The organism is Microbacterium oleivorans (genome assembly GCF_001644225.1).
Lineage (GTDB): Bacteria > Actinomycetota > Actinomycetes > Actinomycetales > Microbacteriaceae > Microbacterium > Microbacterium gawkjiense.
Genome location: NZ_LSTV01000002.1, coordinates 1 through 17,946, shown reverse-complemented (window position 1 = coordinate 17,946; position 17,946 = coordinate 1). Strand labels below are relative to the sequence as shown.

The following is a 17,946-nucleotide window of genomic DNA, read 5'->3' as shown; positions in this document are numbered from 1 at the left end:
GTGGACGCATGACCGAGAACACGCTTCCCTCCGGCATCGAGCTCGACGAGCTGAGCCCCGGCATCCGGCCGCAGGACGACCTCTTCCGTCACGTCAACGGCGCGTGGCTGGAGCGCACAGAGATCCCCGAGGACAAGGCGCGCTGGGGGTCGTTCCACCTCATCGCGGAGCAGGCCGAGAAGGACGTCAAGACGATCATCGAGGAGTCGACGGGTGCCGAGCCCGGCTCCGAGACCCGCAAGATCGGCGACCTCTACGCGAGCTTCATGGACACCGCCGCGATCGAGGCGAAGGGCGCCGAGGCGATCGCGCCGCAGCTGACGTACGTCGACCAGGTCACCGGCATCCCGAGCCTGCTGCAGACCTCCGGAACGCTGGAGCGTGAGGGCGTCGCAGGCGTCTTCAGCACGTACATCGAGCCGGACCCGGGCAACCCGCAGCGGTACATCCTCTTCCTCGTACAGGGTGGCCTGTCGCTTCCCGACGAGAGCTACTACCGCCTCGACAACTTCGAGAAGACCCGCGCCGCCTTCCGTGCGTACGTCGCGACCGTCTTCGAGCTCGCCGGTGTCGCCGACGCCGAGGGGCAGGCCGACCGTGTGCTCGCGCTCGAGACCGAGATCGCGTCGCACCACTGGGACAACGTCCGCAGCCGTGACGCCGTCGCGACCTACAACCTGATGAGCTGGGATGCCGCGGTGCAGCTCACCGGCGTCGACCTGGCGCCCTGGCGCGACGCCGTCGCCCCCGGCAAGGCGGGCGTCATCGAGGAGGTCGACGTCAACCAGCCGAGCTTCTTCGAGGGCCTCGGCACGCTGCTCGTCGAGGACCGGCTCGAGGACTGGAAGGCGTGGCTGCGCCTGCAGATCATCCGCTCGTCGGCGCCGTTCCTATCGCAGGCGTTCGTCGACGCGAACTTCGCGTTCTACGGCACCGAGATGACCGGTGTGCCCGTCAACCGCGAGCGCTGGAAGCGCGGCGTCTCGCTCGTCGAGGCGGCCCTCGGCGAAGCGGTCGGCAAGGTGTACGTCGAGCGTCACTTCCCGCCGCGCGCGAAGGAGGAGATGGACGTCCTCGTCGACAACCTCATCGAGGCGTACCGGCAGTCGATCTCGTCGCTCGAGTGGATGACGCCCGCCACGCGCGAGCGCGCGCTCGAGAAGCTCGAGGCGTTCACGCCCAAGGTCGGCTACCCGGTGAAGTGGAAGGACTACTCGGACCTCGAGATCGACGCATCCGACCTCATCGGCAACGTCCGCCGCTCGAACGCGTGGCAGCACGACCAGCAGCTCGCAAAGCTCGGGGCGCCGATCGACCGCGACGAGTGGTTCATGACCCCGCAGACGGTCAACGCGTACTACAACCCGCTGATGAACGAGATCGTCTTCCCGGCGGCGATCCTGCAGCACCCGTTCTTCGACATGGAGCGCGACCCGGCCGCGAACTACGGCGGCATCGGCGCGGTCATCGGCCACGAGATCGGTCACGGCTTCGACGACCAGGGCAGCGCGTTCGACGGCACCGGTGCCCTGAACGACTGGTGGACCGACGAGGACCGCGCGGCGTTCACCGAGCGCACGAAGACCCTCATCGAGCAGTACAACGCGCTCGTGCCGCAGGGGCTGTCGGCGGATCACACCGTCAACGGTTCTCTGACGATCGGCGAGAACATCGGTGATCTCGGCGGTCTCGGCATCGCGATCAAGGCGTACCGGCTGCACCTGAAGTCCTCGGGCTCGACGGATGCCGACGGTCCCGTGATCGACGGGCTCACCGGCATCCAGCGTCTGCTGCTGAGCTGGGGGCAGATCTGGCAGCAGAAGGGACGGGATGCCGAGACGATCCGCCTGCTGACGATCGACCCGCACTCGCCCAACGAGTTCCGCTGCAACCAGATCGTCCGCAACATCGACGAGTTCTACGCGGCGTTCGACGTGACCCCGTCGGATGAGCTCTGGCTCGACGAGGACAAGCGCGTCACGATCTGGTGACCGCGATGCGCGGCGCGCCGGTCGTCAGCATCGAGCTCGAGCTCGATGCGGCGACCGAGCGCGCCGTGCGCGCGGAGTGGCAGGCGCTCGCCGACGCCGGGCTCTCGAGCCTCGCCGCGCACACGTCGCCCTCGAACGCGCCGCATGCGACGCTGCTGGTGCGTTCGTCGGTATCGCTGGCGTCGGTGCCGCTGCCTGCGGCGTTCCCGATGACGCTCGGTGCCGTGGTGCTCTTCGGCGCGGGGGAGCGGCGGGTGCTCGCACGATCGGTCGTGCCGTCGGCCGAGCTGCTCGCCCTGCACGCGGCGGTGCACGAGGCCGCCGGTCCGGGTGACGACGCTCCGCACACCGCTCCGGGCGAGTGGATGCCGCACGTCACCCTCGCGCGCAGGCTGAAGATCGCCGACCTCGAGCGCGCGCTGCCGCTGCTCGGTGAGCCGATCGTCGGTGTCGCTCGCGGGCTGAGGCGGTGGGATGCGGCATCCGCCACCGTCACCGAGCTCGGGGTGTTCGCACGCTGATTGAGGACCGCACCGAAAACGTGCCGCAGGGGTTTCGGCGCGATCCGGTTTCGGCGGGGGTTTTCGGTCGGTCGATCTTCGGCGTGTCGCGTTCGCTGGCGATGCCCGGCCGGTCGCGCCGAAAACGATCGTTTTCGGCAGACTGCGCGACGCGTGTGTCAGCGGCGTAGATTGCTCGAATGAGCGGAGCGGAGCGAACGGTCTTTGTCATCGGAGACGAGACCCATCAGGACATCTTCTGGGAGTTCGCGTCTCGAGATGACGCACTGGCAGAGCTCAGCCGGCTGGCAGGTATGCCGTGGGACGAGAGTCCAAACGTCGCACCATGCACAAGTTGGAGAGAATGCGGTCGGAGCTACGAGCTCATCGAGTACGACCCGTCCGTCGGCACCCCCTGGCGCGAGGTCTCACGCTTCCCGATGCTGAACATTTCCGCCCGCGAGGTGCGCTGGATCGAGAAGTAAGGTCAAATCCGCTGCGGAAGATCGAGCGCACCTCACCCTCCGGTGGGGCCCAAACTCTCGAGGTAATCCGCCACATCATGGTGGCTGTGAGTCCGCGCGAGTTGTGCCGCACTGTGGTCATCGACTCGCATCGACGTATCCGCGCCCGCGGTTACAAGCGCGCGAACGCAACGCAAGCTGCCCGCCTCAATGGCGTCGACGAGCGGCGCGCCCCGGTTGGGGTCAGCACCCGCGGCTAGAAGGAGGGTGAGGACCTCGAAATTGTCCCACTCAGCGGCACGGCTGAGTGGCGTCCAACCAACGTCGAAGTCCATGACCGTGACGTTGGCCCCAGCATCCAGGAGCGCTTTCACGCTATCGGCGTCCCCTGGACCCGACGCGTTGAGAAGGGGCGTGAAACCGGCCGAGTCGGCGGCCTCGGGACTGGCGCCACTCGCGAGTAAAGCGTCAACGATTCGGGGATGACGGCGTGCAGCTGCAGCATGCAACGCAGTCCATCCTGTCGAGTCGGCCTCATTCGCGGAGGCGCCGGCCGAAAGGAGGGCGCACACCTGCTCCAGATCGCCCACGGCGGCAGCTCGCACCAGAGGTGGCAAACCTTCTGGGAGTTCCTTTTTCTGGTCCTCGTCACTCAGCTGCACCATTCGACTTTGGCATAAACACGCCTGCGAGCGAGTCGAAGCTTGAGGGCGGACCATGACCGGCTTACGCAGACCCGCTACACCTGAACCTTGGTAGTACGCAGCCGTCACGTACGAGCAAGTGTCTGGCCCCGGCGCGCTCTCCTTACCATGGCTCTCATGGATTCGTTTGCGCCGCTAGAGATCTCGACAACGCAACTGCGCGAGGTTTTTGCGCGAGTTCTTGACCACGTCGAGTCGATGAATGGCGGCACAATCAAGGTCTACGAGGACTACTTCTTCTCCGTCCCGTTCCCGGAGATCTACCAGGCGACCCGTTCCAAGCAACCAGAACTCACGATCGGCTCCCTAGAGGAGCAATGGGAGCGGCTCAACAGCCGCGTTCCCGAGTCGACGTTAACGTTTGAACTGGTGTGGCTAGCCGACGTGATGAGAGCGATCGGACACCTCGGCAGGTAGCCAAAGTTCAACGGACCTGCGGAAACGATCGTCTTCAGCCGGCCCCGCTCACTCGACTACGGGCCAACCGAAAACGGCCGCCGAAACGCGGTAGCGGTTGCCGTTTACGGCGCGCCGAGTTCGGCGTTTCGGGTGCATCCGCCGAAAACGATCGTTTACGGCGGAATGGCGCCGGCACATGAGCCCGACGCTCACTCGGGAATTTCGACCGCCGCTTCAAGTGCCCGCCGCATGCGATCGGCCTTATCCGGGTCTGAGCCGCGCTCGTATCCTTCGATGGCGCGCTGCAACCCCGGCTCGCTCAGCAGCGGCATCAGCGCTCTATGAAGTCCTGCGCGGTAGCCGACGAGGATGTCTGCGATGAAGCCGTCGCCCTCGGCATCGGGGCCGAGGGTCGAGTGCTGCGAGTACTTCGCGATCATTCGCTGGCGTTCCTCATCAACCAGCCGATCGATGCTTCGCAAGATGTCGTCGTAAGGTCGCATGTCTCATCGTGGCATGCAGGTGTTGAGGCATGGTTTCCGGCTCAATTACCCGAACCGAGCCACGCGATGCGCCGAAAACGATTGTTTTCGGCCGCATCGCGTGGAAGACGCTGAAACGCCCGCCGTAAACGTGGTCCAGAACTTGGTTTCGGTAAGGGTTTTCGGCGCCCAGCGGCAAGCGCCGAGGTCTCGACACGCCGGTCTCCAACGCCGCTCGCGGACGTGGAGTCGCGTAATGTGTCACGTGTTAGAGAAGTGCGCCCAAAATCCCGGTGAGCCCACCGGGATTTCGTTTTTGGCGTAGCAAGCCGGCCCCCTCTGGGACCGGCTTTTTCTATGCCTTCCCGCATCGACGGTTAGGCACGCTTCGGCCACGGCCGGACACTCCGAAAAGGAGGTGGCGAGATGGACCACATGGTCTACATCATCTCGGTGCCTGCGACGGTCATCACGTCGATGACCGTATTCATCTGCAAGGCCCTGCCCTTGCTGTCGGACCGCGTGAACAAGCGCGCCCGACAGCTGCAGCGCGCCAAGCGGAAGTAACTGCAGACACCAGAAAATCGCTCATACGCCACTTCCAGGGGAGAACTCTGCCCAAAAATAGGTCAGCGCCGGATGTATAGTCATTGCATGCTGACTCTTGCTTCGCGTGTGGACGTCATGAACCGTCTCGGTCGGGCGATGGCTGATCCGACGCGTTCCCGGATCCTGCTGTCACTCCTGGATGCGCCTGGGTATCCGGCGGAGTTGGCGCGCGAGCTCGACCTGTCGCGTACGAATGTGTCGAACCACCTGGCGTGCTTGCGGGGGTGTGGGCTGATTGTCGCTTCCCCGGAGGGAAGACGCACGCGATATGAGGTCGCGGACCCGCATCTCGCGTTGGGCTTGCGGCAGTTGCTCGAGGCGGTCGTCGCGGTGGACAAGGGCGTGGCTTGCACGGCGGATGGGTGCGAGTGCTGCGCGCCCACCGGCTCGGCGGAAGTCGCGCAGTGAGCGAAGAGTGCTGCGGCCCCGCTGAGCCTCAGAAGTCGACAGTCCGGCGGATCGAACTGACCGCCCCGCCCACGCACCGTTCGGATGACTCCTGCTGCGCGCCCGGTGCGACTCACGGCGTCTCGCCCGCCGGCGCGGAAGGCGACGCGTGCTGCGGTCCCGATGACACGGCTCCTCATAGAGAGGAGTTGGAGGTGCGCCCTGCATGGTGGCGAGATGCGGCCCTGCTTCCCTCCGCGGTAGCCGGGGTGCTGTTGCTCGTGGGGTACGTCTTCGAGTGGTCAGGCGGCGAACTCCCGGCCCTCATCCTGTTGGGGCTCTCGCTCCTGGCAGGGGCGTCGACGTTCGTTCCCGGCGCGGTCCGTCGCCTGATCCGTGGCCGGTTGGGTGTGGGGTTGCTGATGACGATCGCCGCCGTCGGCGCCGTCGCCCTCGGGCATGTCGGTGAAGCCGCGACATTGGCGTTCCTGTTCTCGCTGGCGGAAGCTCTCGAGGATCGCGCGATGGATCGCGCGAAAGAGGGACTGCGCGCATTGCTGTCTCTGATTCCCGAGACCGTGCGGGTCTCCCGCCTGTCCGGCGATGAGACGATTCCCGCATCGGAGGTCCGTGAGCTCGATGTGCTCGTGGTCGGTGCCGGCGAACGCGTCGCAACCGACGGCATTGTTGTGGAAGGCCATTCGAGCCTAGACACCTCCGCGATCACGGGTGAGTCGATCCCGGTCGAGGTTGGTCCCGGCACGGCCGTCGCCGCGGGGTCCGTGAACGGGTCGGCCACGCTTCGAATCGAGGCGACCGCGGACGGTCGCGACAACTCTCTGACGCAGATCGTGGCGCTCGTCGAGCAGGCACACGCTCGGAAAGGGGAGCGGGCGCGACTGGCGGATCGGATTGCCAGGCCCCTGGTCCCCACCGTCCTCATCGCCGCCGCGCTGGTGGCGCTGTTCGGTGTCGTGATCGGCGACCCTGGTACGTGGATCGAGCGGGCGCTGGTAGTGCTGGTGGCTGCGTCGCCGTGTGCGCTGGCGATCGCGGTGCCGGTGACCGTGATCAGCGCGATCGGGTCGGCATCGAAGTTCGGTGTGGTGATCAAATCTGGTGAAGCGTTCGAGCAGCTCGGCACGATCCGCACCGTTGCAATGGATAAGACGGGCACGCTCACGCGCAACGAACCTGCCGTGGTCGATGTGCGCCCCGCGTCCGGGGTGACCCGCGAGGACGTGCTGGCGTGGGCTGCGTCGGTAGAAGCGTCGAGCACGCACCCGCTCGCCGCGGCGATCACCGCTGCCGCCCCGACGGCGCCGCGGGCGGTGGACGTGGTGGAAGACGCCGGGCATGGCATCACCGGGCACGTCGACGGACGGCGTGTGCGCGTGGGGAACGTCCGATGGCTCACCCCCGGCAACCTCTCGCACGCGGCCGACGATATGGCCGCGCAGGGAATGACCGTCGTCGTCGTCGAAGCGGACGGAACGACCGCGGGCCTGATCGGTGTGCGTGACGAGCTGCGTCCCGAATCGGCCGAGACGATCCGGCTCCTGAACGCGCAGGGCATTTCGACCGTCATGCTCACCGGCGACAACGCCCGCACCGCACACGCGATCGCCCACGACGCCGGGATCACCGACATCCGCGCCGAGCAGCTCCCCGCAGACAAAGCCGCCGCGATCACCGAACTCGTCGGCTCCCGTCCGACCGCGATGGTGGGCGACGGCATCAACGACGCCCCCGCCCTCGCGACCGCGACAGTCGGGATCGCGATGGGCGTGAAGGGATCCGCTGCGGCGATCGAGTCCGCCGACGTCGCATTCACCGGGCACGACCTGCGCCTCATCCCGGGCGCGCTCGCCCACGCACGCCGCGGCCGACGCATCATGACCACCAACATCGGCCTCGCACTAGCGATCATCGTGGTCTTGTTCCCCCTGGCCCTGTTCGGGGTACTCGGGCTCGCCGGGGTCGTCCTCGTCCACGAGATCGCGGAGCTGGTCGTGATCGTCAACGGCATCCGAGCAGCACGCCGCCCCGTCGCCCTCCGGGGACTGTCAGCACCGATCTCATCCAGAACGCCAACGTTGTCAGCGCCGACTCCACCTGAACTGGTTGCGAAATGAATGTTGCGCAGGTCGTGAGTACGGTGCAGTCAGGCTGGACTTCCGCGAGCCTCATCTTCGCTCTGTCGTCGACCGCACTTCTTGCGCTCGTCCTCATTGTCGGCGTCGTCATCATCGTGAGGTTGGCTGCTACCCAGCGTCAGGCGCCCGGGCACTCTCATGACGCTTCGTGCGACAACGACGCATCCCAGGATCAGGCCGGTGGATCGGAAGCTACTGGGCAAGGATCACCGCCGCGAACTCCGCTGTGACGGTCCCCGCTGGGGCTGTTACCTCCGTATCCTCATGGCCACTGAATCACCGAGGTCGCTGAGTACCTGAGATAACTTTGAACTACATGTTTCGCATCTCGACGTCCGCACCGGATGCGACCCGTGACCGTTTGTTGATAACGAGAATCGTGACGTGTGTCGCGCTGTCGTTACTGCTCCTCCTCACCGGCGCCGGTATCGGTCATGCGGAGGCCGCGGACGTGAGTGCCCCGTATTCGGGTACGGTGCAGACCGATCAGGAAGAACCACGGTCCGACAACGCTGTCACCGTTCCTACCGCGACGCAGGCAGAAGGCTTCGGTCTTGTCCTGTGCGCGATCGGCCTGTTCTGCGGACTGCTCATCCTCTTGACACCCCAAGGCGGAGTACAGCGACGACGAGTGCACGTTTACGCTCGGTTGCGCCCCCTGCCCCTGTCGCTGATTCCTTGGGTTCAGGCGCCGCCCCGAGCCCCGACGCCTTCTCTGTTGAGCATCTCGCGGACGTGACTGGTAGCTGACGGCACTCGCGTAGACCCTGACCGCGCCTCCCGTACGCCTCGCTCTGACCCGTCCTGCTACCTCTTCGATCGCGGCATCCAAGTCCCGTCCGCGATAACTAGCCGACGCGGTCTCTGCGGCACGCGCTGCTCACAGGTCACCGCATCTGAGCCGTCCATGGCTCTCATTGGCGCGCGCGATCTGCGCAGACGGAAGAAGGACACGAATCATGAAAACACCCGCGAAAGTGACGATCCTCGTCCTCGCCGGTCTCATCGCGGTGGTCATCGGAGCGATCCTCATCGCGGTGATGAACCGGCCTGCAGCCCCCGAACCTGAACCCAGCGGAAGTGCCCTTCCAGGCACCCGGACCAACACACACATCCTGGATGAGGCCGGCCCCGACGCTCCCACGCTTGTCGAGTTCCTCGATTTTGAGTGCGAGGCCTGTGGCGGTCTCTACCCCGTGATTGAGCAGGTCCGCGAGCAGTACCGCGGCGATATCAACTACGCCATCCGGTACTTCCCCATCCCTTCTCACGCCAATTCGATGAACGCTGCCCTCGCCGTCGAAGCCGCCGCCCAGCAGGGAAAGGTCGAGGACATGTACCACCGCATGTTCGAAACGCAAGCGGAGTGGGGGGAGCGCCAAAGCTCAGAGGCGCCCCGGTTCCGCACCTTCGCTGAAGAACTCGGGCTCGACATGACCGCGTTCGACGCGGCGGTCGCAGACCCGGAAACACGAGCGCGCGTGGAGCTCGACTACAACGAAGGCATTGCATGGGACGTGCAGGGAACACCCACGTTTTTCCTGGACGGCGAGGTGCTCGAACTTACGCAGCTGAGCGATCTCACCGATGCGCTTGATGAGGCGGTCTCTGACTGATGGTCGACACATCGACACCGCACAACGGCTTGGATCGTGTCCCTCATGGCTAATCCGACGACTCTGACGCTTGATGACATCTCGCTGCTCCTGGTGTGGACGGCTATTGCGGTCTACGCCCTCGGGTTCTTGGCGTACGCGACCGACCTTTCCCGCCGCTCAGCGTCCACGGTGACGCCTCATCGGATGCCGGTCTTGGCAGGTTCGCGAACCGGGCCTGCGACGGGTCCCTCACCAGAAGACGATCCGCACAGTACTGCGGCGGCCAGTGATCGCCTCGCAAGTGACAAAGCATCTCGCTATGTGTGGGCACGGATCGGCACCACGCTGACCACCCTCGGGTTTGTCCTCCATCTGGGCGGTACCCTCGCGCGAGGAGTCGCCGCGGACCGTGTGCCGTGGGCGAACATGTATGAGTTCGCTCTGACGGGCACGCTTCTCATCGTTGCCGTCTACCTCGCCGTGTTGCGACGGTACGATCTCCGATTCCTCGGTGCTTTCTTGATCGGAATGGTGGTCCTGCTCCTCGGGGGCGCGGCGCTGTCGTTCTACGTCGAAGTCACTCCCTTGATGGATCCGTTGAAGAGCGTCTGGCTGGTGATCCACGTCTTCGTCGCTTCCCTCGCGACGGCACTTTTCGCCATCGCCTGCGGACTATCGGTCACGCAGCTCCTGCAGTCCAGACGAGAACGACACACGGCACCGACCCGTCGGCAAATCGCGCCGCTCGAACCCTCCGTGGCTGCGAGAAAGCGAAGCTACCTCGACACCCTTCCTCCTGCGGACACTCTCGAAGCGTTGGCGTACCGCTTCGCGATCGTCGGATTCGTTGCGTGGACATTCACCCTCATCGCCGGCGCGATCTGGGCAAATGATTCGTGGGGGCGCTACTGGGGCTTTGACACGAAGGAGGTGTGGACCTTCGTGATTTGGGTTCTGTATGCGGGCTACATTCACGCTCGCGCCACCAAAGGGTGGCGAGGAGTGCGGTCAGCATGGCTGTCGATCGTGGGCTTCGCCGCAGTCTTGTTCAACTTCACAGTCGTGAACATGTTCTTCAAAGGTCTCCACTCGTACTCAGGACTGAGCTGACCGATGATCACCAAATCCACATCCACGGCGCTCACCGGAGCGCAGCGGGTCTCGCTGTTCTCTTTGACCGTCACCGTTGCCGCGCTCACCGCGTTAGTCGATCAAGCAACGAAAGCGACCGCGATCATGGAGCTCGCCCCCCGCGGACGTGTCCCTCTCCTGGGAGACCTTTTCGGGCTGCAGCTGGCGTTCAATCCGGGCACTGTCATGTCGCTCGGCGCCGACTCCACCTGGGTCTTGACGACGGTCTCCGCGATCGCGTGCGCAGCGCTCCTCATCGGCGCGACCCGCGCCCGCTCAAAGGGGTGGTCGACCGCGATCGGCTTCGTGCTCGGAGGCGCGTCAGGCAACCTCCTCGATCGCTTCCTGGCGCCCCCGGGCGGAGGCAACGGGCACGTCATCGACTTTTTCGCCTACGGCAACCTCTTCATCGGCAACCTGGCCGACATTTTCATCGGCGTGGGGTTCGGCCTCGGAGTCCTCCTGTACGTGCGGAAGCATTCCACGCGCCGCGATCGCCGGGTTCGTGTACTCCCTGAGCCTGTCAGCACAGCGGTGCGGGAGCCGAGATGAGAAGCGGTCCAGTTGAGTCAGACTGCGGATGCGGGCCCACCCCGTCCGAACTGCGTGCCCTCCACGGGGGTGTCACCCGCCGCACCGTCGTTGTCGCTGGGGCTCTCGGGGCCCTTATCGCGGGGTTCGCGTCAGGACCGGGCGACCCGGCTTTTGCCGCCAAGTACCCGACGTGGGACGACGTGGAAAGGGCACGACGTAACGAGGCGTCGAAGAACGCGGAGATCGCCCGCATCGAGACGCTCATCCGGTCGCTGCAATCCGATGTGGAGGCCAAGCAAGCTGAAGCCGAGCGACTCGGCCAGGAGCACGTGCTCGCCGTCGAAGCATATGAGGACGCTGTCGATCGGGCAGAAGCGCTCCAGGCGCAAGCTGATGCGGAGTCCGCCCGGGCAGAAGCTGCCGCGCAAAAACTGGGCATCCTCATCACGGAGCAATACCGTTCCGGCAAGCGCGACCCCGCCCTGGAACTCTTCTTCTCGGGAGAACCCGGTAGTGCTGATGATCTCTTGTCGCGCCTGGGCACGATGGACAGACTCGTCGAGGCGAACCGTGAGGTGTATGCCGATGCCGCCGGCGCCAGAGACAACGCCCAGAGCCTGAGCGCCCAGGCCGAAGTCGCCCGCGCCGAGCGTGACCGGCGGAAGAACGACGCCGAGAAGAAGATGCAAGCGGCTCAAACCGCAGCCCAAGCAGCCCTCGTCGCGCTGGAAACCCAATCCGAGCACCGAGATGTTCTCGAAGCACAACTCGCCGCCCTTCGAGATACGACCGCGATCACGGTGGCCGATTACCAGACGGGTGTTGAGGTTCGCCGCAGGGAACGAGCGGAGCGGATTCGCCGCGAACGCGCAGCCGCCGCAGCGCGCGCAAGAGAAGAAGAGCGCCGACGGCAAGAGGAGCGTGAACAGGCAGCAAACGCAGGAGGTGGTGGTACTGGCGGGAACAGCGCTGGCGGCGGCGCTGCCAGCGGTGGCGGACAAGTACAACCCTCCGGTTGGGTCCGTCCAGCGCACGGCGGCGTGACTTCCTACTTTGGATCACGCGGCACCATCTGCAGCAATGGCTACTGCACCGCTAGCGGGCACCGTGGGCTCGATTTCGCAGCGAGCTGCGGTGCACCCATCTACGCGGCAGCATCAGGAACAGTGACCTTCGCCGGGTGGAGCGGCTCGTGGGGGAACTACATCAAGATCCTCCACAGCGACGGATCGACCACGGCATACGCGCACATCCTCAACGGGGGCTACAACGTCAGCTATGGCCAACGGGTACGCGCAGGCCAGCTCATCGCCTACGCCGGTACTACCGGAGCCTCCACAGGATGCCATCTGCATTTCGAGGTATATCGCGACGGCGTTCGAGTGGATCCCGCAGCGCACCTCCGAAACCGGGGAGTACGTGTGTGACGCGCTCGGCTGAAAAGCCCGTGAGCCCAGCCGCGCAGCAGAAGCCTGACCCACGGCTGACGCGGCCATCGGCGACTCGGCACCTACAGTCCCACCCCACTGAAACCCGCTGACGAGACCCAACCCCCTTCCCCCTGATCATCAACTGCACGTGAAGGAACCGCACAACATGACCCATACGCCCATTAGCCGACTCAGCCGGAAACCACGATCGGTGCGCCTGGTAACACTGCTTGTCGCCAGTGCAGCCGCTCTCACCTGGGGGATGACTGCCGGCGCGACCTCTGCGACCGCACACGACAGTCTCCTCTCCGCGAGTCCCGAGGCGGACTCCACAACGACTGAGCCACCCGCCGAGGTCACTTTGACATTCAGCGATGAAGTCTTCACGGCAGGAAGTGCGGTCCAGATCGCAGTGATCACACCAGACGGTGAGGACATCGTCGCCGGGTCTCCTGCAATCGACGGCAACACCGTCACCCAACCGATCACCGAGGCCGCGACGCCCGGCACCTTCACCGTGCAGTGGCGGGTTGTCTCCAGCGACGGCCACCCCATCAGCGACGAGTACACCTACACTCTCGCGCAGAGCACCGGTACTGAAGAATCGACCCCATCATCGCCGTCGAGCTCCGAGGCCGACCAGGACCCAACCCCGGCCCCTACGGCAACGGCGACACAGCCCGCAGACGTTCACTCCGGGCCTCGAGAGGGAACCGAGTTCCTGCCGATCATGATGGTGATCGCGGGTGTAGGTCTGATCGGTGGCGCACTGGTCGCCGTGATGATGGTCGGCCGCGCACGCCGACGCCGCGACCGCGCCAACGCGACGACTAATACGGTTACTGGAAGCGAACGGGATGACTGACAGCCGGGAGAAGCGGTTTGCGCTGGCGTGCGTTGCCGCTGGCCTCGTGGTGGTGGCTGATCAAGCAACCAAAGCGGCGGCTATCGCCGGGTTGAGTGCAACTGAAGGTCTCCCACTGCTCGGAGATCTCGTGACGCTGCGGCTGGCCTTCAACCCGGGCGGCGTGTTGTCCTTCGGGGCTCAGGCTCCATGGCTGCTCACCGCCTTGGGACTCGTCTCGATCGCTCTCATCGCGACAGCCATGATCCGTGCACGCACAACACCGTGGGCGGTGGGGCTCGGGATCATTCTCGGCGGAGCGATCGGCAATACAGTTGACCGGCTCTTTTCGCCACCTGGGTTTGGGGTGGGGCACGTCACCGACTTCCTTGCCTACGGCACCCTGTTCATCGGCAACCTCGCTGACCTCGCCCTTGCCGTGGGCGCGATCATCCTTATGGCCACGCTGTGGTCTCAGAGCCGAGTGCGCCAAGCAGACGCGGCGAGACGATCAAGCCCGGGCAGCGCAGCGCCAACAGTGGGACACGCCCAGTGATGGCGAAAAAACGCGCCCCGTCCGTCTATCAGCGCAACGCGCTCGCTCCCAGTCTCATAGCGGCCGCAATCCTCTTCCTGGCGCCCGTCCTGCTTGGCGGACCGTGGTTCCTGCTCGTGCTCTTCATCGTCGCGATCCTCGCGCTCATCGTGGCGTGGTTCGCGTTCCAAGCCAAGCAGTGGTGGTGGATACCGGCCTTTGTTGCTGTCGCCATCATCTGGAACCCGGCCTACCCCCTTCCCTTCTCGGGAGAGATCTGGTCAGCGGCGCAGCCAGCCGCCGCCGTCCTCTTCTTGATCGCCGGGGCACTCATCAAGGTGCGCCGCCCGTGACTCTTCATGCCGCCAGCGCGGGTCGCAGGGCTCAGCTGCGATACGCATGAGGGGGTCGGCGTTGAGCGGCCCGCCGACGTTAAGCGATTTCGTCGGTGTCATCCCGCTCGAGTTCCCGGTACTTCCCGCCGTGGGGATACTGCTCGCGGCGGGGTACCTTGCCGGTGCGATACGGCTGTGGAAGGCGGGACGACGCTGGCCTGTATGGCGATCGGTGAGCTTTCTGCTTGGGTGCATCGCCCTCGCGGCTGTCACCGGGCTAGGCGTCGAGGCGTACGGTTACGCACTGTTCTCAGTGTTCATGTTTCAGCAGCTCACCCTCATGATGGCCATCCCGCCACTTCTGGTGCTCGGATCGCCGGGAACACTGCTGCTCCGTGCGACACCTCACCGCGGGGTGGGACGTGTGATGCTACGGGCGGCGCATGGAGGCCTCCGCAGCCGCGCCGCACAATGGGTGCTCAGCCCGTGGGTTGCGCTGCCGGTCTATCTGTCTGCGTTCTACGGTCTCTATCTCGTCAACCTTGCCGACCCCATCCTCGCGAACCCTCTCGGGCACATCGCCCTGGAGATCGGGTTCCTCATTGCGGGGATCGTGTTCACCATCCCGGTGCTCTCCGACGACCCGCTCCCCGTGCGGATGAGTGAAGGCGCGCGGGCGTTAGACGTGTTCGTCGAAACAGCACTGCACGCGTTTTTCGGCGTCTTCCTAATGGTGGCGCCCAGCCTGCTCATCAGTTCGTTCGAGGCGTCCTCGCTGACGCTCGGAATCGATCCGCTCGCAGATCAGCAGGTAGCGGGTGGGCTGGCCTGGTCCTACGGGGAAGCTCCCACCCTCCTGATGCTGATGTTCGCAATGCACCGGTGGTTCCGCGTCAGCACCGCACGCGACGCCGCTGACGCACGGTATGCCGACGTGCACGGCGACCCTGAGCTCGACGCGTACAACTCATACCTCACATCGCTCCGGCGAAAGGGCGACGGGAATGTGTAGGTCGCGCGCGCAAAACCGCACCCGGTGGGCCCTCGCATGACCCAGATTGGCGACGTTTTGCAGCTGCGCCCCATCGACGGTCGATTGACTATCGCGCAGCGAGCGGCGTACATCGAGGCGTTCCTAAGATTCGCGCGCGCGGCGGGAGCGCCCGAGAGCACTCAACCCCAAGACGAGAACGTCGACGACCGTGACCTTTGCGAGGACAGAGGAATTGAGTGGGCTGAGGCGTGTGGGGAGGTGGCGGTCGCCCTCGGACGCCCATCGTCATCCGACCGAGAGCGTATCCGAGCCGCTCTTATGGCCTGCCGTGTCACGCGCGCCGCGTACGTCCAAGAGTGCAAGGGCAGAGCAGTCACCGCTCGATGTCGCGGCCGGTTAGCCGCTAGCCGCGACTGCGAGGAGGCATGCGCGGCGCTTCTCGCAGTGATGTAATCACGACGGAACTCGCCTAGGCGTGTCGCGTCGACGACGGTTCGGAGTCCTGAATGTGCGCGGTCTCGATCTGGAACGTCGAATGCAGGACCGACACGGGGAAGTGGTCAGCAACACATTCCTTGACGCTCTTCAGAACGTCGGCGGCGTGGCCATCGGTGAAGCATTCGTCCTCCACGACGACGTGAGCAGTAATCGTCGGTAGGCCCGTGGCGACCGTCGACGCGTGCAAATCGTGCACATCCTTCACGTGATCCAGCTCAAGGATGTGCGCCCGCACGGCGTCGAGGTCCAGACCTTGAGGCGTGAACTCCATCAGCACACTGCCGGTCTCGCGCATCAGCTTGAAAGCGCGGGGCACGATCAGTGCAGCGATGAACAAGCCAGCGATTGCGTCCGCCTGCAGGAACCCTGTGGTCGCGATGACGATGGCGGCGACGATCACCCCCAGAGAACCGAGAGCATCATTGAGGACTTCCAAGAACGCCGCGCGCATGTTGAAGTTCGCCGCCCTGCTGGAGGACAAGATGACGATCGCGACGATGTTTGCCGCCAGCCCGACGACCCCAAAGATCAGGAGCTCACCGGCAGGAACCTCGGGTGGCTCAAACAACCGCCGCACACCTTCAACTGCGGTATATGTCCCCACAACCAGCAACAGTGATGCCTGCCCCAGGGCAGCGATCACCTCGATGCGACGGAACCCCCACGTCCGTTTCGCCGTCGCGGGCCGCAGCATCAAACTGGCTGCGATCAACGCCACAAGCAGTCCTGACGCGTCCGTCACGGCATGCGCGGTATCCGTGAGCAGCGCAAGGCTGCCTGTCACGAAGGCGCCAACAGCCTGAACCGCGACGAGAGTTGCGGTAATCGCAAAAGCGATCCACAGCTTCCGCCGGAAATCACCCGGCACCGCGCCCGCCTCGGACGGGGCGTGGTTGTGACCGGCGCCCATCAGAGCGCGCCGCCTGGGGCGGTGGACGTCGAGTGGCTGTGGAGATGCCCCTTGAGGACAGCGTCATCGCCTACGGTTCGCAGGAGCGCCCCGGCAGCGTCGAACAAGCCGGCCAGCTCGGCTGGCTCAGCGATCGAATACCAGGATGAACGGCCGTCAGGGCGCACCCTGACAAGACCGCACTCCAAGAGGAAGGCGAGGTGCCGGCTCACCGTGGACTGCGCCAATCCAAGGTGCGCAACGAGGTCGCGAACCTTGTGCTCGCCGAGGGAGAGGTGTTGCAGCACAGCGAGACGTGACCGTTCGCTCAGAGCCTGAAAAAGGTGCGCGTAGATGTCGCTGGCTTCACCTGGGAGCTTGTCCGGCAGCAATTGATTCATCGTCACGTAGCGATGATAGGGCGATCCGGCGCCCAGTTTGAGGAAGTCGCCCTAGTTGAGAGTGAGAACCAGCTACGAGGGAGACGGCGTCCTCAGCGGGAGGGTCATCCTTTTTCGGCCAGCGCATCCTCGACGAGGGTGCGCAGCGTCGATGCATCCTCCAACTGACCGAACAACCGCGCGGCCACGCGACCCTTGCGATCTACGACGAGCGTTGTGGGCGCTGCCTGCAGCGAGGTCCATTCTGCGAAGGCCAGCTTCAGGTCGACGTCGCCCCGGGCGAGTATCGACGGGTAAGGAATGCCGTAGGTCTCCTCAAAGGCCGTTGCCTGCTCAGGACCGTCGTAAATGTTCACGCCCAGAAACTGAGCTCCCCTGTCGGCAGTCTCCTCATATGCCTGGTCTAGGAAAGGCGCCTCCGCGCGGCAAGGACCGCAAGCGGCGTACCAGAAGTTCAAGACGAGAACATCGCCAGCGAAATCCTGACTTGAGATGGTCGAACCATCGACCGCCGTCCCTGAGAAGGATAAGGACTCACCTCGCTCATCGTCAGCAAACTCCTCGACACGGCCATCGCTAGAGATGAAGCCCTGAGTGTTGCCCTCGCGGTACTGGTTCGCCAGGTTCTCGTTCTCTCCAGCACATGCCGCTAGGCCGGCTGCAAGGCTGCCGGCAATCATCGCGCCCAGCACACCCCGGAAGCGGTGAGTGGCTCGAGTTCGGGCGGGTGACACGCGCCCAACCTACGACGAGGGTTTATGGGCGACCTGAGCAGTGCAACCCGCGACAGAACGTCGCACCAAACCCCCATTGGCGCAAACCCGGGCCGCGCCGAAAACGATCGTTTTCGACTGAGTGGTCGCGGACGCGCGAGAACGCCCGCCGAAAAGGTGAATCAGAACCTGGTTTCGGCGGGCGTTTTCGGTGGCCTGGTGGGCGGGCTGAGGAGGGCTAATCTCGCAAGTCCGCTGGGGCGTATTTGTCTCCCGTGACGTCGTTGACGATCGTGTCGCCCTGGACGAGGAAGACAGCGAATCCTGCGGGGCCGATGGTGTAGGTTCCGTC

The 17,946-nt window shown here is 64.9% G+C and carries 20 protein-coding genes; 15 read left to right on the top strand and 5 right to left on the bottom strand.

The features are described 5' to 3' along the window. Positions 1 to 8: 8 nt before the first annotated feature. The 3 genes from AYL44_RS06715 (at position 9) to AYL44_RS06705 (ending at position 2,976) form a co-directional block, all read left to right on the top strand. Positions 9 to 1,991, top strand: a complete 1,983-nt coding sequence (locus tag AYL44_RS06715; RefSeq protein ID WP_064002522.1) for a M13 family metallopeptidase — start codon at positions 9 to 11, stop codon at positions 1,989 to 1,991. A 5-nt stretch (positions 1,992 to 1,996) separates the two neighbouring features. Further along, entirely contained in the window at positions 1,997 to 2,512 is a 516-nt protein-coding gene (locus AYL44_RS06710) for a 2'-5' RNA ligase family protein (RefSeq protein WP_231872759.1), read from the top strand. 179 nt (positions 2,513 to 2,691) lie between these two features. Further along, the gene (locus AYL44_RS06705) at positions 2,692 to 2,976 is read left to right on the top strand and encodes a hypothetical protein (RefSeq protein ID WP_064002520.1); all 285 of its coding nucleotides are present in this window, start codon (positions 2,692 to 2,694) and stop codon (positions 2,974 to 2,976) included. A 32-nt stretch (positions 2,977 to 3,008) separates the two neighbouring features. Here the strand turns inward: AYL44_RS06705 and AYL44_RS14885 are convergent, their stop codons facing one another. After that, positions 3,009 to 3,620: an ankyrin repeat domain-containing protein gene (locus tag AYL44_RS14885; protein WP_419865918.1), complete on the bottom strand. Its 612-nt coding sequence runs from the start codon at positions 3,618 to 3,620 to the stop codon at positions 3,009 to 3,011. A 156-nt stretch (positions 3,621 to 3,776) separates the two neighbouring features. Here AYL44_RS14885 and AYL44_RS06690 point away from each other — a divergent pair, with 156 nt between their 5' ends. Next, complete coding sequence (locus tag AYL44_RS06690; RefSeq protein WP_064002888.1) at positions 3,777 to 4,076, top strand: hypothetical protein; 300 nt, start codon at positions 3,777 to 3,779, stop codon at positions 4,074 to 4,076. Positions 4,077 to 4,267: 191 nt separating this feature from the next. Here the strand turns inward: AYL44_RS06690 and AYL44_RS06685 are convergent, their stop codons facing one another. Continuing rightward, positions 4,268 to 4,561 (bottom strand): hypothetical protein, encoded by a 294-nt coding sequence (locus AYL44_RS06685; protein ID WP_064002517.1) that lies wholly within the window; start codon positions 4,559 to 4,561, stop codon positions 4,268 to 4,270. Positions 4,562 to 4,966: 405 nt separating this feature from the next. On the opposite strand from AYL44_RS06685, the gene AYL44_RS14535 reads away from it, so the two are divergent. The 11 genes from AYL44_RS14535 (at position 4,967) to AYL44_RS06630 (ending at position 15,111) form a co-directional block, all read left to right on the top strand. Continuing rightward, positions 4,967 to 5,107 carry a hypothetical protein gene (locus AYL44_RS14535; RefSeq protein WP_157532579.1) on the top strand — a complete coding sequence of 47 codons (141 nt, stop codon included), beginning with the start codon at positions 4,967 to 4,969 and terminating at the stop codon, positions 5,105 to 5,107. Positions 5,108 to 5,194: 87 nt separating this feature from the next. Continuing rightward, positions 5,195 to 5,557: a Cd(II)/Pb(II)-sensing metalloregulatory transcriptional regulator CmtR gene (cmtR, locus tag AYL44_RS06680; protein WP_064002516.1), complete on the top strand. Its 363-nt coding sequence runs from the start codon at positions 5,195 to 5,197 to the stop codon at positions 5,555 to 5,557. Between the two features lie 401 nt (positions 5,558 to 5,958). Beyond that, on the top strand, positions 5,959 to 7,671 hold the full coding sequence (locus tag AYL44_RS06675; RefSeq protein WP_419865917.1) for a heavy metal translocating P-type ATPase: 1,713 nt from the start codon (positions 5,959 to 5,961) through the stop codon (positions 7,669 to 7,671). A 980-nt stretch (positions 7,672 to 8,651) separates the two neighbouring features. Next, positions 8,652 to 9,308 (top strand): DsbA family protein, encoded by a 657-nt coding sequence (locus AYL44_RS06665; protein ID WP_064002513.1) that lies wholly within the window; start codon positions 8,652 to 8,654, stop codon positions 9,306 to 9,308. Between the two features lie 45 nt (positions 9,309 to 9,353). Then, positions 9,354 to 10,400 (top strand): c-type cytochrome biogenesis protein CcsB, encoded by a 1,047-nt coding sequence (gene ccsB, locus AYL44_RS06660; protein WP_064002887.1) that lies wholly within the window; start codon positions 9,354 to 9,356, stop codon positions 10,398 to 10,400. Positions 10,401 to 10,403: 3 nt separating this feature from the next. Beyond that, positions 10,404 to 10,973, top strand: coding sequence for a signal peptidase II (locus tag AYL44_RS06655; protein WP_064002512.1), 570 nt, complete (start codon positions 10,404 to 10,406; stop codon positions 10,971 to 10,973). Positions 10,974 to 11,155: 182 nt separating this feature from the next. Then, entirely contained in the window at positions 11,156 to 12,382 is a 1,227-nt protein-coding gene (locus AYL44_RS14380) for a M23 family metallopeptidase (RefSeq protein ID WP_331709482.1), read from the top strand. Between the two features lie 151 nt (positions 12,383 to 12,533). Next, positions 12,534 to 13,250, top strand: a complete 717-nt coding sequence (locus AYL44_RS06645; protein WP_157532577.1) for a copper resistance CopC family protein — start codon at positions 12,534 to 12,536, stop codon at positions 13,248 to 13,250. Further along, positions 13,243 to 13,785, top strand: a complete 543-nt coding sequence (locus AYL44_RS06640) for a signal peptidase II (protein ID WP_064002509.1) — start codon at positions 13,243 to 13,245, stop codon at positions 13,783 to 13,785. The genes AYL44_RS06645 and AYL44_RS06640 overlap by 8 nt, the downstream gene beginning before the upstream one ends. After that, positions 13,782 to 14,117 carry a DUF6804 family protein gene (locus AYL44_RS06635; RefSeq protein WP_419865916.1) on the top strand — a complete coding sequence of 112 codons (336 nt, stop codon included), beginning with the start codon at positions 13,782 to 13,784 and terminating at the stop codon, positions 14,115 to 14,117. The genes AYL44_RS06640 and AYL44_RS06635 overlap by 4 nt, the downstream gene beginning before the upstream one ends. A 46-nt stretch (positions 14,118 to 14,163) precedes the next feature. Beyond that, positions 14,164 to 15,111 (top strand): cytochrome c oxidase assembly protein, encoded by a 948-nt coding sequence (locus tag AYL44_RS06630; protein WP_064002508.1) that lies wholly within the window; start codon positions 14,164 to 14,166, stop codon positions 15,109 to 15,111. Between the two features lie 451 nt (positions 15,112 to 15,562). On the opposite strand, the gene AYL44_RS06625 is transcribed toward AYL44_RS06630, so the two are convergent. The 3 genes from AYL44_RS06625 to AYL44_RS06615 all read right to left on the bottom strand — a co-directional run bounded on the left by AYL44_RS06625 (position 15,563) and on the right by AYL44_RS06615 (position 17,561). Beyond that, entirely contained in the window at positions 15,563 to 16,501 is a 939-nt protein-coding gene (locus AYL44_RS06625; RefSeq protein ID WP_064002507.1) for a cation diffusion facilitator family transporter, read from the bottom strand. Continuing rightward, a complete protein-coding gene (locus AYL44_RS06620) occupies positions 16,501 to 16,881 on the bottom strand; it encodes an ArsR/SmtB family transcription factor (RefSeq protein WP_064002885.1) in 381 nt (126 codons plus the stop codon). The genes AYL44_RS06625 and AYL44_RS06620 overlap by 1 nt, the downstream gene beginning before the upstream one ends. 104 nt (positions 16,882 to 16,985) lie before the next feature. Further along, positions 16,986 to 17,561, bottom strand: coding sequence for a TlpA family protein disulfide reductase (locus AYL44_RS06615; RefSeq protein ID WP_064002884.1), 576 nt, complete (start codon positions 17,559 to 17,561; stop codon positions 16,986 to 16,988). Between the last annotated feature and the right edge of the window lie 385 nt (positions 17,562 to 17,946).

What these genes read in the sequence shown, in the direction of transcription:
- AYL44_RS06715 (WP_064002522.1), top strand. Translation starts at nt 9, where the DNA reads ATGACCGAGAACACGCTTCCCTCCGGCATCGAGCTCGACGAGCTGAGC.
- AYL44_RS06710 (WP_231872759.1), top strand. Translation starts at nt 1,997, where the DNA reads ATGCGCGGCGCGCCGGTCGTCAGCATCGAGCTCGAGCTCGATGCGGCG.
- AYL44_RS06705 (WP_064002520.1), top strand. Translation starts at nt 2,692, where the DNA reads ATGAGCGGAGCGGAGCGAACGGTCTTTGTCATCGGAGACGAGACCCAT.
- AYL44_RS14885 (WP_419865918.1), bottom strand. Translation starts at nt 3,620, where the DNA reads ATGGTGCAGCTGAGTGACGAGGACCAGAAAAAGGAACTCCCAGAAGGT.
- AYL44_RS06690 (WP_064002888.1), top strand. Translation starts at nt 3,777, where the DNA reads ATGGATTCGTTTGCGCCGCTAGAGATCTCGACAACGCAACTGCGCGAG.
- AYL44_RS06685 (WP_064002517.1), bottom strand. Translation starts at nt 4,561, where the DNA reads ATGCGACCTTACGACGACATCTTGCGAAGCATCGATCGGCTGGTTGAT.
- AYL44_RS14535 (WP_157532579.1), top strand. Translation starts at nt 4,967, where the DNA reads ATGGACCACATGGTCTACATCATCTCGGTGCCTGCGACGGTCATCACG.
- cmtR (WP_064002516.1), top strand. Translation starts at nt 5,195, where the DNA reads ATGCTGACTCTTGCTTCGCGTGTGGACGTCATGAACCGTCTCGGTCGG.
- AYL44_RS06675 (WP_419865917.1), top strand. Translation starts at nt 5,959, where the DNA reads ATGACGATCGCCGCCGTCGGCGCCGTCGCCCTCGGGCATGTCGGTGAA.
- AYL44_RS06665 (WP_064002513.1), top strand. Translation starts at nt 8,652, where the DNA reads ATGAAAACACCCGCGAAAGTGACGATCCTCGTCCTCGCCGGTCTCATC.
- ccsB (WP_064002887.1), top strand. Translation starts at nt 9,354, where the DNA reads ATGGCTAATCCGACGACTCTGACGCTTGATGACATCTCGCTGCTCCTG.
- AYL44_RS06655 (WP_064002512.1), top strand. Translation starts at nt 10,404, where the DNA reads ATGATCACCAAATCCACATCCACGGCGCTCACCGGAGCGCAGCGGGTC.
- AYL44_RS06640 (WP_064002509.1), top strand. Translation starts at nt 13,243, where the DNA reads ATGACTGACAGCCGGGAGAAGCGGTTTGCGCTGGCGTGCGTTGCCGCT.
- AYL44_RS06630 (WP_064002508.1), top strand. Translation starts at nt 14,164, where the DNA reads ATGAGGGGGTCGGCGTTGAGCGGCCCGCCGACGTTAAGCGATTTCGTC.
- AYL44_RS06625 (WP_064002507.1), bottom strand. Translation starts at nt 16,501, where the DNA reads ATGGGCGCCGGTCACAACCACGCCCCGTCCGAGGCGGGCGCGGTGCCG.
- AYL44_RS06620 (WP_064002885.1), bottom strand. Translation starts at nt 16,881, where the DNA reads ATGAATCAATTGCTGCCGGACAAGCTCCCAGGTGAAGCCAGCGACATC.
- AYL44_RS06615 (WP_064002884.1), bottom strand. Translation starts at nt 17,561, where the DNA reads ATGATTGCCGGCAGCCTTGCAGCCGGCCTAGCGGCATGTGCTGGAGAG.